Source organism: Kitasatospora sp. NPDC048298, assembly GCF_043201465.1.
Taxonomy (GTDB): Bacteria; Actinomycetota; Actinomycetes; order Streptomycetales; family Streptomycetaceae; genus Kitasatospora.
Window position 1 is genome coordinate 83683 of record NZ_JBICYZ010000034.1, and the last position, 13497, is coordinate 97179.

At 73.8% G+C, this 13497-nt stretch carries 17 protein-coding genes; 9 read left to right on the plus strand and 8 right to left on the minus strand.

The features are described from left to right. Nucleotides 1–55 precede the first annotated feature (55 nt). Complete coding sequence (locus ACGF0D_RS24570) at nucleotides 56–1255, plus strand: FAD-dependent monooxygenase (protein ID WP_392919595.1); 1200 nt, start codon at nucleotides 56–58, stop codon at nucleotides 1253–1255. Nucleotides 1256–1353: 98 nt separating this feature from the next. Here ACGF0D_RS24570 and ACGF0D_RS24575 read toward each other — a convergent pair whose 3' ends face one another. Continuing rightward, on the minus strand, nucleotides 1354–1746 hold the full coding sequence (locus ACGF0D_RS24575; RefSeq protein ID WP_392919598.1) for a hypothetical protein: 393 nt from the start codon (nucleotides 1744–1746) through the stop codon (nucleotides 1354–1356). A gap of 675 nt (nucleotides 1747–2421) precedes the next feature. Here ACGF0D_RS24575 and ACGF0D_RS24580 point away from each other — a divergent pair. The 3 genes from ACGF0D_RS24580 (at nucleotide 2422) to ACGF0D_RS24590 (ending at nucleotide 4538) form a co-directional block, all read left to right on the plus strand. Beyond that, the gene (locus ACGF0D_RS24580) at nucleotides 2422–2562 is read left to right on the plus strand and encodes a hypothetical protein (RefSeq protein WP_392919601.1); all 141 of its coding nucleotides are present in this window, start codon (nucleotides 2422–2424) and stop codon (nucleotides 2560–2562) included. Between the two features lie 559 nt (nucleotides 2563–3121). Further along, complete coding sequence (locus ACGF0D_RS24585) at nucleotides 3122–3748, plus strand: CBS domain-containing protein (protein WP_392878197.1); 627 nt, start codon at nucleotides 3122–3124, stop codon at nucleotides 3746–3748. Nucleotides 3749–3887: 139 nt separating this feature from the next. Continuing rightward, nucleotides 3888–4538, plus strand: a complete 651-nt coding sequence (locus tag ACGF0D_RS24590) for a beta-glucanase (protein ID WP_392877734.1) — start codon at nucleotides 3888–3890, stop codon at nucleotides 4536–4538. Between the two features lie 147 nt (nucleotides 4539–4685). On the opposite strand, the gene ACGF0D_RS24595 is transcribed toward ACGF0D_RS24590, so the two are convergent. Then, nucleotides 4686–5171 (minus strand): hypothetical protein, encoded by a 486-nt coding sequence (locus ACGF0D_RS24595; protein ID WP_392919603.1) that lies wholly within the window; start codon nucleotides 5169–5171, stop codon nucleotides 4686–4688. A gap of 152 nt (nucleotides 5172–5323) precedes the next feature. Here ACGF0D_RS24595 and ACGF0D_RS24600 point away from each other — a divergent pair, with 152 nt between their 5' ends. Beyond that, nucleotides 5324–5674, plus strand: coding sequence for an SHOCT domain-containing protein (locus ACGF0D_RS24600; protein ID WP_392919606.1), 351 nt, complete (start codon nucleotides 5324–5326; stop codon nucleotides 5672–5674). 144 nt (nucleotides 5675–5818) lie between these two features. Here ACGF0D_RS24600 and ACGF0D_RS24605 read toward each other — a convergent pair whose 3' ends face one another. After that, nucleotides 5819–6229 (minus strand): organic hydroperoxide resistance protein, encoded by a 411-nt coding sequence (locus tag ACGF0D_RS24605; RefSeq protein WP_392877728.1) that lies wholly within the window; start codon nucleotides 6227–6229, stop codon nucleotides 5819–5821. Between the two features lie 169 nt (nucleotides 6230–6398). Between ACGF0D_RS24605 and ACGF0D_RS24610 the strand changes: the two genes are divergently transcribed. From ACGF0D_RS24610 to ACGF0D_RS24620, 3 genes are all read left to right on the plus strand, one after another. Then, nucleotides 6399–6872 carry a MarR family winged helix-turn-helix transcriptional regulator gene (locus ACGF0D_RS24610; protein ID WP_392877726.1) on the plus strand — a complete coding sequence of 158 codons (474 nt, stop codon included), beginning with the start codon at nucleotides 6399–6401 and terminating at the stop codon, nucleotides 6870–6872. 304 nt (nucleotides 6873–7176) lie between these two features. Continuing rightward, nucleotides 7177–7749, plus strand: a complete 573-nt coding sequence (locus tag ACGF0D_RS24615; RefSeq protein WP_392877724.1) for an RNA polymerase sigma factor — start codon at nucleotides 7177–7179, stop codon at nucleotides 7747–7749. Then, the gene (locus ACGF0D_RS24620; protein ID WP_392919609.1) at nucleotides 7746–8549 is read left to right on the plus strand and encodes a hypothetical protein; all 804 of its coding nucleotides are present in this window, start codon (nucleotides 7746–7748) and stop codon (nucleotides 8547–8549) included. The genes ACGF0D_RS24615 and ACGF0D_RS24620 overlap by 4 nt, the downstream gene beginning before the upstream one ends. Nucleotides 8550–8617: 68 nt before the next feature. Here the strand turns inward: ACGF0D_RS24620 and ACGF0D_RS24625 are convergent, their stop codons facing one another. The 3 genes from ACGF0D_RS24625 to ACGF0D_RS24635 all read right to left on the minus strand — a co-directional run bounded on the left by ACGF0D_RS24625 (nucleotide 8618) and on the right by ACGF0D_RS24635 (nucleotide 11866). Beyond that, complete coding sequence (locus tag ACGF0D_RS24625) at nucleotides 8618–9334, minus strand: GAP family protein (protein WP_392919612.1); 717 nt, start codon at nucleotides 9332–9334, stop codon at nucleotides 8618–8620. 215 nt (nucleotides 9335–9549) lie between these two features. Further along, on the minus strand, nucleotides 9550–10962 hold the full coding sequence (gene argG, locus ACGF0D_RS24630; protein ID WP_392877718.1) for an argininosuccinate synthase: 1413 nt from the start codon (nucleotides 10960–10962) through the stop codon (nucleotides 9550–9552). A gap of 214 nt (nucleotides 10963–11176) precedes the next feature. Further along, the gene (locus tag ACGF0D_RS24635; RefSeq protein WP_392919614.1) at nucleotides 11177–11866 is read right to left on the minus strand and encodes a rhomboid-like protein; all 690 of its coding nucleotides are present in this window, start codon (nucleotides 11864–11866) and stop codon (nucleotides 11177–11179) included. A 252-nt stretch (nucleotides 11867–12118) separates the two neighbouring features. Between ACGF0D_RS24635 and ACGF0D_RS24640 the strand changes: the two genes are divergently transcribed. After that, nucleotides 12119–12862 (plus strand): rhomboid-like protein, encoded by a 744-nt coding sequence (locus ACGF0D_RS24640; RefSeq protein ID WP_392877714.1) that lies wholly within the window; start codon nucleotides 12119–12121, stop codon nucleotides 12860–12862. Between the two features lie 92 nt (nucleotides 12863–12954). Here the strand turns inward: ACGF0D_RS24640 and ACGF0D_RS24645 are convergent, their stop codons facing one another. Both ACGF0D_RS24645 and ACGF0D_RS24650 read right to left on the minus strand, forming a co-directional pair. Continuing rightward, nucleotides 12955–13113 carry a hypothetical protein gene (locus ACGF0D_RS24645; protein WP_392919617.1) on the minus strand — a complete coding sequence of 53 codons (159 nt, stop codon included), beginning with the start codon at nucleotides 13111–13113 and terminating at the stop codon, nucleotides 12955–12957. Continuing rightward, the gene (locus ACGF0D_RS24650) at nucleotides 13110–13334 is read right to left on the minus strand and encodes a VOC family protein (protein WP_392919620.1); all 225 of its coding nucleotides are present in this window, start codon (nucleotides 13332–13334) and stop codon (nucleotides 13110–13112) included. Before ACGF0D_RS24650 ends, ACGF0D_RS24645 begins: the two co-directional genes overlap by 4 nt. Nucleotides 13335–13497 lie beyond the last annotated feature (163 nt).

A 13497-nucleotide genomic window follows, 5' to 3' on the forward strand; every position in this document is an offset into this window, starting at 1 on the left:
CAACGAACAGTGTCCGCCAGACACAGTTTCTCGTTCCTCGGACGGAGTGGTTTCCATGAGCACCAGGGTCCTGATCTCGGGCGCGAGCATCGCCGGTCCCGCGCTGGCCCACTGGCTGGGCCGGTACGGCTTCGAGGTGACCGTGGTCGAGCTGGCGCCCGCCCTGCGCGACGGCGGCCAGGACGTCGACTTCCGCGGCCGCACCCACCTGACCGTGCTCGAGCGGATGGGCGTCCTGGACGAGCTGCGCGCGCTCGGCACCGGCGGCAGCCCGATGACCTTCGTGGGCCCCGACGGGCGCGGACTGCTGCACCTGCCCGTCGAGTTCGCCGGCGGTGACCTGGAGGTCCCGCGCGGCGAGCTGGCCCAGTTGCTCCACCGGCACAGCAGCGCCCGCGCCGAGTACGTCTTCGGCGACTCGATCACGGCGCTGGAGGAGACCCCGAGCGGGGTCCGGGTCGCCTTCCGGCACGCGGCGCCGCGCGAGTTCGACCTGGTGATCGGCGCCGACGGCCTGCACTCCAACGTCCGCCGGCTCGCCTTCGGCCCCGAGCGGCACTACGTCCGCCACCTCGGCTACTACGCGGCCACCTGGCGGCTGCCCAACGAGCACGGGCTGCCGGTCGGCGCGGTCGGCCTCAACGTCCCCGGCCGGCTGATGTCCGTCGGCGCGGCCCACCGCGACCCGGCCCGGGCCGGCGCGTTCTGCCTCTTCGCCTCGCCCGAACTGCGCTACGACCGCCACGACCCGGCAGGGCAGAAGGCGCTGGTCCGGGCCGCCTTCGCGGGCCTCGGCTGGCGGGTCCCGCAGCTGCTGGAGAGTCTGGACGCCGCCCCCGAGCTGTACTTCGACTCGATCAGCCGCGCCGACGTGCCCGCCTGGTCGACCGGCCGGATCGCCCTGATCGGCGACGCCGCCTGTGGCGCGACCATCGGCGGCATGGGCACCGGGACGGCGGTGGTCGCCGCGTACGTGCTGGCGGGCGAGCTGGCCCGGGCCGACGGCGACCACCGCGCCGCCTTCGCGCGGTACGAGCGGCTGCTGCGCGGCTACGCGCAGGGCTGCCAGAAGGGCGGGGACCGGACCGGGCCGTTCCTCGCGCCGCGGACGGCCACCGGGCTGCGGCTGCGCAACGCGCTGCTCAACCGGCGCTGGGTGCTGGAGCGGATGCTGGAGCTGGGCAAGCAGGTCAGCAGCGTCGAACTGCCGGACTACGAGCGGGAGTCGGCCCGGCGGCCGTTGGTCACGGGCTGAACGGGGCGGGGCCTCAGGTACGGACGGGGCCTCGGCGTGGACGCGGCCCCGGGGGCGGACGGGCTGCTGACGGGCTGCGGACGGGCTGCGGACGGGCTTCAGTGTGCTGGGCTGATGCGGGTGCCGTTGTCGAGCAGCGCCTCCACCTGGACGGCGGCCCGGGCGGGGCGTTCGACGGCCAGGGTGCGGTCCGGCGTGGAGCGGTCGGCGGACCAGTCCGTGCCCTTGACGGCGAGCCGGGTGACCCGGCGACTGCCCGCCGCGAGCAGGAACTCCGAACCGCGTGGGGAACGCCACCAGGCCCAGGACACGGCGTCCCGTTCGAAGCGGCTGCACGTCCGGCCCGATCCGCCGCCGGTACGCTGCGGGCGGCCGGAGCCCGGCAGCAGGACGGCGGTGGCAGCGCTGCCCGCGCTGCCCGCGCCGTCCCAGCGGTCGGCGCGCAGGCAGACCCAGGAGGCCGAGCCGGCGTCCTGCGGCAGCGGCTGCACGGCGAAGGCCCGGAGGTCCAGTTGCCTGACGCCCGGTGTGCCGTCGGGGGCGGCGCAGCCGGCCCGGGACCAGGCCCGCAGCGCGTCCTGGGCGGTGGCCTCGCGCGGCTCGGGGTCGGGCAGGGCGTGGTCGGCCTGGGTGCGGTCCGGTGGCGGGGCGTAGGTGAGGTGGGTGGGGATCAGGCCGCCCAGGTCGGGTCAGCAGGAAGGCGTGCCGGTCGGCGACCACGGGGGAGGAACGCAGTTGGAGCAGGGTGGCGCCCCGGCAGTCGGCGGGGCCACCGGCCGGGGTCGGGGCGGTGAGGCCGTCGGGGTGGGCGGCGAGCACCTGGGTGTGCCGGTCGCGGTCGGCGGGCAGCGCCAGGTGCGGGAGCCGGACCAGTCGCCGGTAGTGGCGCACCAGCGCGGCCTCCGCCAGGGCCACCGGGCGTGCCCTGACGCCCCGGCGCAGCACGGCCGCGCTCACCGTCCGTCCTGCCAAGGAACCCTTCCGGGAGCCGTGGTGCCGTCGTGGTGGACAGTCCAACGAGTCGATCATGTGATGGTTGCGCCGCCCGGGGAGACCGGCGGTCATATGACGGGTGTGCGGCGGGCCCCTGAGGCAAGGACGTCCGGCGTGTGCCGGCGGCTCTCCCGCCGACGAGCAGCGGTGGATGCTCCGCCGGTCTGGTCGGCGTGGGTTCCCGAGCCGTCGACACGCTCGTCGACCGGCTCGCGGCGGACCGCAACGTCTCGCTCGCGGCGGTCGGGGAGACCACCTCGCCCCGGCTGTACGGCCGGGACTCCCGGGGGTCCGGCACGATCACGCCCGCGTGACCTCCGGTGTCGGGGCGGACCACGGGAGGAGACGCGGTCCCTCCACGACCCGAACGCCGTCGTCCCGTACTCGGTCGGCCGCCGGCTCGGCCGGGTGACCGGCGGGCACCGGGAAGCCGGGCGGCGACCCCGGCGTGCTCGTGCCGCGGGCCCTGGAGAGGGTCGTCCCCACGGCCGGCGGCAAGATCGCTGTGACCTTCGCGGCGAGCCCGTACGGTCGGGCCCGCTACTCCGAACGCGGGGCGCCGGGTGGACGGGCCCGATGTGCACGGCCAGGTCCTGCGGACACGTACGGCCGGAACGGCTGGTTCTGCGGTTCCGCCACGGCCTCCGGCCGGTGCCCTCCCCGTCTGTGGGGCGACCGTCCGCCCCTGACCGTTGTCGGGAACGCGTTCGCGGGCCGAGGCCCAAGGTCCCACCCGTTCGGCCCCTTGGCCCCTGGCGATCGCGGCCGCCACGAGCGATGCTGCCGGTACCGGCCGGGACGACCCGTGCCCGGTCGGACCAGCATCGTTGGACGAGGTGAACCGGCGTGCGGCATGCCACCGTCGAATCCGTGATGACCAGCCCCGTGGTCCTGGTCTCACCCGAGACCGGATTCCGGGAGATCGTGGCGCTGATGAGCGAGTACGACATCACCGGCGTACCGGTGGTGGACCCGGAAGGGCGGCCGCTCGGCGTGGTCTCGGAGGCCGACCTGCTGCGCACCCTCGCCGCGCAGGAGGACCCGGCCAGCCTGCTGCCGGCGCCCGAGTCGGCCCAGGCGGGCCCGGACGGCGAGGTGACCGCGGCCGACCTGATGACGGCGCAGCCGGTCTGCACCACGCCGGACACCAGCGTGGTCGCGGCGGCCCGGCTGATGAGCCGGCACGGCCTCAAGCGGCTGCCGGTGCTGGACGAGGAGGGGCGGGTCATCGGCATGGTCAGCCGTGGCGACCTGCTGCGGGTGTTCCTGCGCGAGGACGCGGTGATCCGGCGGGAGATCGTCGAGGAGGTGCTGGGCCGGATCGACGGGGTCAGCCCGGCGGAGATCGGGGTGGAGGTCAACCAGGGGCGGGTGGTGCTCAGCGGGACGGTGCCCGAACCCCACCTGGTGCCGATCGTGCTCAACCTGTGCCGCTCGGTGGACGGGGTGGTCTCGGTGACCGACCGGCTCGGGGCCGGAGGCGCGGCGCCGGTCGGCTGACCGGCCGCGCCAGCGCCGAATCGCACGTTCGTCCCGGGCTCGAACTATCCGCTTCGCATACTGCGGAGGGTATCGGGGAACTCACCCTGTGTGCCCGGCGTGCGGACTGCCGGGACGCCGGAGCTTCGGGGAGGCGGCCGTGACAGTCGTGTTCGACGCGGACTTCACTTCGACCAGCCAGTGGACCGCCGGGCGCAGCAGCGCCTATCCCCGGATGGGGCCGACCAACAGAAGTGACCACAAGCTCGACTACCTCAGCCGCGACTACTGCCCCGGCGGGGTGTTCACGGCGGTCAGGCGGCACAGCGGCGGGCTGTGGAGCTGCAGTCTGCTGACCACCGAGGGAAGTCCGGAGGGCTTCCAGCTCCGCGCCGGGGACGTGCTGTCGGCGAGCGTGACGCTGCCCGTCGAGCTGGGCGCCTGGCCGGCGATCTGGACCTGGCGGGACGGCGGCAACGAGGTGGACGTCTTCGAGTACCACCCCGACAACCCCGACCTGCTGGAGATCTCCAACCACGTGCGGGGCGGCTTCCGTTACTGGCACGGCGCGAGCGCCGGGATCGGGCCGGGAGCGACGTTCGACCTGCGGGTCGTGCTCGGCGCGAACTCGGTGGACTGGTACGTGGCGGACGAGCTCGTCTACGCGGACCTGCACGGGGTCGGGTCGACGTGGCACGCGTACCTGATCGTCAACATGTCGGTGGCGGACGGGACTTACCACGACCGGCCGCCGTACGGCGGGCCGGACCGGCTGAGCTGGGTGTGCCACAGCCTCCAGGTCGAGCGTTGAGCGTCCGGCGGGGGCGTGCGGTTCGGCGGCTGAGTGTGCGGCGGGGCGTGCGGCGGGGCGTGTGATTCGGCGGCTGAGCGTGCGGCCGGGTGCGTGGCCCGGCGGGTGTGCAGGGTGCGGCGCGTGTGCGGCGCGGGGTGCGGGTGCCTACGGTTCGCGGGGTGCGAAGAAGGCGGTGATCGGGCCGCGAGGGGTGTACCCGCCGAGTGGGTCGAGCGGGGTGAGCAGGTTGTGCGGGTCGCGGGGGCCGCGCGGGCCGGAACGCTGGAACCAGACCGCCCGGCGGCGCGGGCCGATGTGGGCGGGGTCGGTCACGTACAGGTCGTCGCGCGGGGCGCGCTCGTTGCCCGGGGCGAGCGCCGCGTCCACGGCGCGGTCGGCGATCGAGTTCAGCAGCGCGGTAGCGGTGGTCTCGGCGGCGGTGGGTGCGATGGCGAGGGCGGTGAGCTCGGCCCAGAGTTCGGTGCTGACGTAGCCGATCGGGGAGTGGCCGAGCGCGGGGTGGGGGCGTGGGTCGGGATGGTGCCGCAGCACCCCGGCGGCGACGAGCTGCTCGGGGGAGCGGTCGTCGTCGGGTGCGTGGCCGCCCGTGAGCGGTGGGACGGCGGACATGGGCGGCGGGTGGTGGGTCACGAGCGGCACGCTACCCGGGGCGCACGTCGGACCGGGCACCGGACCGTCGTCCCGGACTTCCCTTACGTCGCTTTCACTGTCGACGGGCGCACGATGGTGGTAGGCGCTGCTCACCTCGGCGGGCCCCGGCGGGGCCGGAGGAGGAGGTCCTGATGAGGTACTGGCACGGACACAACCACGTCGGTGGCTGGGGCACGGGGCTGATGGTGTTCGGGATGCTGGTGATTCTGGTGATCCTGGTGCTCCTCGCGGTGGCCCTGTTCCGTTACGTGTCGCACACCCGGCAGCCGATCCCGCCCGGACGGGCGGCTCCGGGCGCCGGTGGGCCGGGGGTGGGCGGAGCACAGGGCTGGGGCCAGGTGGGGCAGGGGGGCCAAGGGGGCCAGAGGCCGGCCCCGGAACAGCTGCTCGCGGAGCGGTTCGCGCGGGGTGAGATCGACGCGGAGGAGTACCGGCACCGACTGGACACGCTGCGCTCGGCGAACGGGCCGGGCGGGGACTGATCCGGGGCGGCTCGGGAAGCGGGCCTCGGGGAGGCATGACCTGGGGGCCTTGGGGATACGAGCCTCGGGGTACGGAAGGGCCCGCCGCACTTCGCGTGCGGCGGGCCTCGTCCGTCGGCGGGGGTGTCCGGGGTGTCCGACCGGTTACTCGACGACCAGCTCGACCGGGATGTTGCCCCGGGTGGCGCGGGAGTAGGGGCAGACCTCGTGCGCCTGCTTGACCAGCAGCTCGCCGGTCTCGCCCGCGAGGGACTCGGGCAGCTCGACGCGCAGGACGACGGCGAGGGCGAAGCCGGCCTCGTCCTTGCCGATGGACACCTCGGCGGTCACCGAGACCTCGCTGGTGTCCACCCGGGCCTGCCGGCCGACCAGGCCGAGGGCGCTGGCGAAGCAGGCGGCGTAGCCGGCGGCGAAGAGCTGCTCCGGATTGGTGCCCTGGCCGCTGCCGCCGAGCGCGGACGGCATGGCCAGCGTGAGGTCCAGCTGGCCGTCGGAGCTGACGGCACGACCCTCCCGGCCGTTGGCGGTGGCGGCTGCGGTGTAGAGCGCGTCCATGGTGGCTTCCCTTCGGGTCCTGGGTGTTCCTGCGGTCGGTCGTCCGGGCGGTTGCGGGCCCGGACCGCTTGGCGGCGGCCGCTCGGTCGTCGCTGCGTTGCGACAAGTAGAGCACGCAATTCAATTGCGTACAACTCAATCGCGCGATGGCGATCGGTACCATGGGTCCATGACCACCAATCCCGGCCTGGCGGACGAGGAGCTGCTCCGCCTCGACCAGCAGATCTGCTTCTCGCTCAACGCGGCCTCCCGTGCCTTCGGCGGTGTGTACCGGGTGTTGCTGCGGGATCTCGGGCTCACCTATCCGCAGTACCTGGTCATGCTGGTGCTGTGGGAGGAGGGCGAACTGCCCGTCAAGCGGATCGGCGAGCGGCTGCGGCTGGACTCCGGAACGCTCTCCCCGCTGCTCAAGCGCCTGGAAGCGGCCGGGCTGGTGCGCCGCGAGCGGAGCCCCGAGGACGAGCGGTCGGTCACCGTCCGCCTGACCCCCGAGGGGTCGGTGCTGCGCGAGCGGGCCGGGCAGGTCCCGCGCCGACTGCTCGCGGCGACCGGGCTGCCGCTCGAGGACCTGGCGGCGCTGCGCGGGTTGCTGGACCGGGTGACCGCCGCGCTGGACGCCGCCGAGGTCGAGCCGGCTCCGTAGGGGCGTGGTCGGCTGAAGCGGGGGCTGTTGGGGCGGGATGGCCCTGGGGTGGCCCTGGAGGGCTTGTCAAGCCATCCTTCCGTGGGCTTGTGATCTGGGTCACGTTTCGGGCGCGTCCGTTGGGTTCGCGAGGGTGAAGCGGCAGGTCAGCGGCACTGGCCGAATGTGAACGGAATCTTTCGGCAATTGTCCGCCCGATCCGGTCAACATCGCGGAGCTCCCGGACGGTTACACCACGAGCCCCAAGGGGCCGTCGGCGTGCCACCAGGTGGGCCGGCCAGCTGACCGACGAAAGGGGGGCCGCGTGAGCACTCCCGGGCCGGGCGAGGAGCGGGGGCTGCGAGCCGACCCGCTCGGCGACCTGCCGAACGACTTCGAGGCCTTCTTCACCCGAGAGAACTCCGGGTACCTCCGCTACGCCCAGCAACGCCTGCGGCACCGTGAGGACGCCCAGGACGCCGTCCAGAACGCGGGCACCACGCTCTACAAGAACTGGCGCCGGGCCCTGGCCAGCCCCGATCCGCAGGCCTTCGCCTTCAAGATCGTCAAGGATGCCGTGGTGGACGTGCTGCGCGAGCGCCGCCGCACCGAACGCAAGCGGCTGCGGGTGATCGCCCAGCGCCGTCCCGACACCAGCCAGGACGAGCTGAACGAGCTCGCCGAGCTGGACGCGCTGGACTGGGCGATGGAGGAGCTCGCGCGGGCCGCCCCGGTCCAGGCCGACGTGGTCCGGCTGCGTCAGGCAGGACTGTCCTACCCCGACATCGGACGCTCCCTCGGCATCGCGCACACCACCGCCCGCACCTACTACAGCCTCGGGCGGCGCCACCTGGAGTACCTGCTGGAGCACCCGGACGACGGCGGGGCGCGGACATGAGGGTCGCGGACCTGCTGCACGCGCACGCCGTCGAGCTGGAGCGGGAGTTCGACGACCACGATCCGGTGGCCTTCACCCGCCGACTGGCCGAGCGGCTCGCCGTCGTCCGGCGACCCGCCCCGGCGGCGCGCGAGCGCCCCGCCCGGCCGCCCGCCGGCGCCCGGCCCCCGCATGCTCCGGCAGCGGGGCCCAGCCCGGGCGCGTCCGTGGCGGCGGGCTCCGGGACCGGCGCCGGGGTGGGGGTGGGGGTCGTCCCCGGGGTGCGGTCGGGCTTCGGGGCGGCGGCGGTTCCGGGACAGCTCAGGTGGGCCGGGGGACGGGCGGAGCTGCGGCGCGACCTGCGGCACCTGTGCGCGGGGGTGGCGGGCGCGGTGGAGCCGGGGGAACTGGCCCTGGACCTCGAACTCGCCGAGAAGACCGCCTTCCGGACCCTCGGCTGCCTGTTGTACGGCATGGGCCGCACGGCGGACGGCGTCTTCTGGTGGCGGATAGCCGCTCAGTACGGGGATCAGCTGGCCGTGCACTGCCTGGCCGTGCACTACACCGCCGAGGGCGAGCGGCGCGACGCGGCCCGCTGGGCCGCCCAGGCCCAGGACCTGAGCGCCCCGGGCCGGTTGCCGGAGCTGGCGCCCGACGTCCGGCCCGGCGGGGCGGCGGAGCTGGCACGGCTGCTGGCTGAGCGCTACGACGGCGAGATCCTGCTGACGGTGCGGGAGGCTGTGGCGGCGCGACCGAGGGCGCACCCCGGGCGGTTGGGGGTCCGGGCGGTGCGGGGGCGGGGGGTGGTCCGGATCCGGTGACGGGTGCGGCGATGGGTGTGGGGACGGCGGCGGCGATGGGTGCGGGGACGGGTGCGGCCGGTCGGGGTTCAGGCGAGCCCCGAGACGGCGGCGCCCAGGTACTCGGCGCCGAGCAACAGCGGAACGGCGGTCATGATCGCCGCGTTGTGCGTGGCCGTCCAGGCCCGCCACTCGCCGAGGGTGTGCCGCGCGTGGTCGTTGCCCACGAGGTGGACCACGAGCGGCAGCAGGGTGCCCAGCGAGCCGAGGAGCACCATCAGGGTGGCGGCCACCGCCTTCCCGCCGATACCGATGCCGATGCCGGTAGTGATGCCGACCCCGACCCCGACCCCGGTGCCGGTCGGCGCGGCGGCGATGGAGGCGGCCCCGCCGACGGCCGGGATCAGGGTCTTGGGGTGGGCGACGATCAGGACCACCGCGAGACCGGCGGACCGGGCGGCGGTCAGTCGGTCGATCGAGAGCAACCAGGCCGGTGGCGCGGTGACCCGGCCGGGGCGGGGCCGTTCGCGCCACTGCCGGGCGGCCAGCAGGAGGAGCGCGGTGCCGAGGCCGAGCTTCAGCCAGGAGGACCAGGTCGGCGTGGTGCGGGCCGGGTCCAGCGCGGTGCCCGCCGCGACGACGGAGGCCACCACCGCGGCCAGGCCGAGCAGCCAGCCGGCCGTGAAGGCGATCCCGTTGGCCCGTCCGTGCGGTGAGGCGAGGATCAGGAGGACGGCGATCAGCGGCAGCGGGCTGAGCGCGACCGCCACCGCGGAGGCCAGCATCGGGCCGATCGCCTCACCCATCTCCCGACCCGCCTTCCCGTCGCCGGGTACCGTCCGCCATTCAGCTACCGACGGGCGGTCGGCGCACGGCCGGTGCCGCCGTTCGGGTGAGGTCGGGTGGGGAGAGCGGGTGGGGGACGGACGCGGAGTCATGGGGGAGGGCCGGGGTGGGTCGAGAGCGGCGGAGGGCCGCCGCACCGCTGGGGTGCGACGGCCCTCCGCGAGCGCGGAGCGTGTCAGTCGTTGCCGGACTCGATCGCCGCGTGGTCGAGTGCGGTGGGGTCCTCCTCGTCACCGGTGCCGGCCGCGATGGGAGCCGCACCGCCCGGGGCGAGCTCGCCGATCAGGCCGCTCCACGGCGCCAGCTGGCCGTGTACCGCGTACTGCTCCAGCTTGCTGCGCGAGTCGGCGATGTCGAGGTTGCGCATGGTCAGCTGGCCGATGCGGTCGTCCGGGACGAACGCGGCGTCGACGCTGCGCTCCATCGACAGCTTCTCGGGGTGGTAGCTGAAGTTGGGGCCCTGGGTGTCGATGACCGAGTAGTCCTGGCCGCGCCGCAGCCGCAGGGTGACGGTGCCGGTGACCGGGTGGCCGATCCAGCGCTGGATGCTGTCCCGGAGCATCAGCGACTGCGGGTCGAACCAGCGGCCCTCGTACAGCAGCCGTCCGAGCCGCCGACCCTGGGTGTGGTACGTCGCGATGGTGTCCTCGTTGTGGATGGCGTTGAGCAGCCGCTCGTAGGCGATGTGCAGCAGCGCCATGCCGGGGGCCTCGTAGATGCCGCGGCTCTTGGCCTCGATGATGCGGTTCTCGATCTGGTCCGACATGCCCAGACCGTGCCGGCCACCGATGGTGTTGGCCTCGTGGACCAGGTCGACGGCGCTGGCGAACTCCTGGCCGTTGATCCGGACCGGGCGGCCGAACTCGAACTCGATGGTGACGTCCTCGGTCTGGATCTCGACCGCCGGGTCCCAGAAGGCCACGCCCATGATCGGGCTGACGATCTCCATGGAGGCGTCCAGGTACTCCAGCCGCTTGGCCTCGTGGGTGGCGCCCCAGATGTTGGCGTCGGTCGAGTAGGCCTTCTCGGCGGAGTCCCGGTACGGGAGGTCCCGCTCGGCGAGCCACTCGGACATCTCCTTGCGGCCGCCGAGCTGGTCGACGAACGCCTGGTCCAGCCACGGCTTGTAGATCCGCAGGTTGGGGTTGGCGAGCAGGCCGTAGCGGTAGAACCGCTCGATGTCGTTGCCCTTGTAGGTGGAGCCGTCGCCCCAGATGGAGACGCCGTCCTCCTGCATGGCGCGCACCAGCAGCGTGCCGGTCACGGCGCGGCCGAGCGGGGTGGTGTTGAAGTACGTCTGCCCGGCGGAGCGGATGTGGAAGGCGCCGCAGGCGAGGGCGGCCAGGCCCTCCTCGACCAGCGCGGCCCGGCAGTCGACCAGCCGGGCCTGCTCGGCGCCGTACGCGCGGCCCCGGGCCGGGACGTCGGCGAGGTTCGGCTCGTCGTACTGGCCGATGTCGGCCGTGTAGGCGTAGGGGAGGGCACCGTGTTCGCGCATCCACGCGACGGCGACGGAGGTGTCCAACCCACCGGAGAATGCGATGCCGATCCGTTCACCGACCGGCAGCTTGCTCAAGACCTTCGACATGGATGCACCCTCTGACCCGCGAGGAGCGGGCCCCTGATCTAGCGATGTGTGACGGGATTCGGCGTAATCGATCCGATGCCCGAACTCTGGCATAGATTTGCAGAGTAATGCAAGGGCATACGGAATCCCGGGTGGCGAGGGTGGCTCGCCGGGCCATCGCGTGCGGGTCCTGTGCCCGGCCAACTCCGTTGTTTAGTCCGGTGGTTGGCGCTGATCAGAGCGCCTGGGCGGGCCGCCGGGTGCGCAGCCAGGCGGTACGGGAGGCGAGTACGCCCAGCCCGAGGGCGACCAGGTGGCCGGCGTCGGCCAGCTGCTGGTCCAGCGCCCAGGCGGTAGCCAGGGCCAGCGCGAGCGCCGACAGGCCGTAGCGGCGCAGCGGGAGCGGGCCGAGGGCGAGCAGACAGGCGCCGGTGGAGACCAGGCCGTAGCTGATCCCCACGTCGCGGGCGTGGGAGAGCGCGCCGGGGATGCGGGCGGTCACCATCACCCACATGGCGCCCTCGGTGAGCAGGGTGGCGCCCAGGTGCCCGAAGACGAAGACCGCTCCGGCCCGGGCCGGACCCCAGCGCCACTCGGCCAGGCCCAGGACGGCGGCGACCGCCGCGATGCCCGCCCAGGCCGGGACGCCGTCGACCACCAGGCCGCTGGTGAACAGGGTCCACCACTTGCCCAGTTCCAGGTGATGGACATTGCTGCTGTTGTGCCGGACGAACCGGGCCCGCTCGGCATGGCCCTGGCTCGCCAGCCAGGCTGCCGTCACGGTCAGCAGCAGGACGTACGCCGCGGTCAGCCGCAGCCGGGCGGCGGCTCCCAGGGCGGAGAACCTCGGGGCGGCGGCTCTCGGGGCCGGGCGCCGGGAAGCATTGGGGCCGGTCGGTGTCCTCGTCGTGAGGCGATCGCTCATCGTGCCTGGTGCCCTTGTTCGGCGGTTCCCGGTGCGGGCTCGCCCGGTGCGCGGCCGGGAAGCCCGTGGCCGGACGGTCCGAGCGCCAGCGTACGCGAGCGGCCGGAAGGCAGTGGGGGCCGGAGGCGGGCGTGCGGTCCGGGGCCGGGAGCCCTCGTGCGGTCGCGCATCGGCTTCGGCCGTGGCGGGTGGTGGGTGGCGGCGGAGCCGGGTGGGGGCGAGGGTGAGGGGAGCAGTGTCGAGGAGGCGTCGATGGCCGGTAGCACCGCCAGGGGCTCCGAAGCGCACCGGCGGCCCTGGTGGGCGCGGGCAGGCCGCGCGGTGTGGGCCTACGTGCGGCGCGCGCCGGGCACCTACATCTGGCTGGCGATCCTGCTCGTCACCACGCAGGTGATCCGGCACGTCGATCCGGCGACCGCGGACCGCGTCCTGCAGCGGCGCTCGACCAACCTCCACCATCTCCAGGTCTCACCGGCGCGCGTCCTGGTGACCAGCGCCCTGTGGATCGCGGGCGGTGGCTGGCCGTTCTACTTCCTGCTGTACAACCTCTTCCACGTGCCGGCCGAACGGTGGCTCGGCACCCTGCGCTGGATCTCCGTGGCGGCCCTCGCACACGTCGGTGCGACCTACCTCAGCGAGGGCGTGCTCGGCTGGGCGATCCGCCGCGGGGTGGCCCCGCCGAGGGCCGTCTACACCCTGGACTACGGCGTCAGCTACGCGCTGGCCGGAGTGGTCGCGGTACTCGCCTACCTGATCGTGCCGCCCTGGCGGTACCTGTACGCGGCAGGGGTGCTGGTCGTCTACGGACTGGGTGTGCAGCAGAGCCGGGACTACACCAGCATCGGTCACTTCAGCGCGGCGCTGATCGGATTCGCCTGCTATCCGCTGACGCGGGACCGCCCGGGATCCTTCGACCCGGTCGCCTCGACCCGGGCGCTCTGGCGGCGGGCACGCGGGCGGTGGGCGCGCGGGCGGGCCGTGACCGGACGCTCGTGACGGCAGAGGCTGGCCGACCGGCCCGCCGCTGCCCGGTCCGCTCCGTACGAGCGGGCAGGGCAGCGGTGGCGCATATGACGGGCGCGGGGCGGCTACGCGCCGACTCGCTGGGACACGCAGAGGATGTTGCCCTCGCTGTCCTTGAACCAGGCCGCGCGCATGCCCTCGCCCTCGGCGACGCCGTTGACGGTCCGCAGGCCGGGGAAGTCGTACTCCTCGAAGGTGATGCCGCGGCCGCGGAGGCCGGTCATCTCGCCGTCGAGGTCGGCGACCTTGAAGCTGGCGAGGGTGTGGGCTGCCTGACCACCGCTGGGGTGCGGTAGACGGTGAACTGGGTGCCGCCGCTGTCGCAGACGAACTCCTCCTCACCCTCCTCGGTCAGCTTGAGGCCGAGGGTGCCGGTGTAGAAGCCCTTGGCGCGGGCGAGATCGGTGGCGGGGACGACTGCTTGTAGCGGAGCGTCTCCAAGCATGGTGCTTCGCCTCCTCCCTGTCACCAGGCTAGGGACGCGCGGGCTGTGCCGCCCGGTGAGCGCAGGACCTAGGGCATGTATTTGGTCGTGATCAATGGGCCCTGGTGAGGTCCTTGATCCAAATCATCGCGCCGCGGAGGTGAAGGCCGGCGAGGTAGCTTTC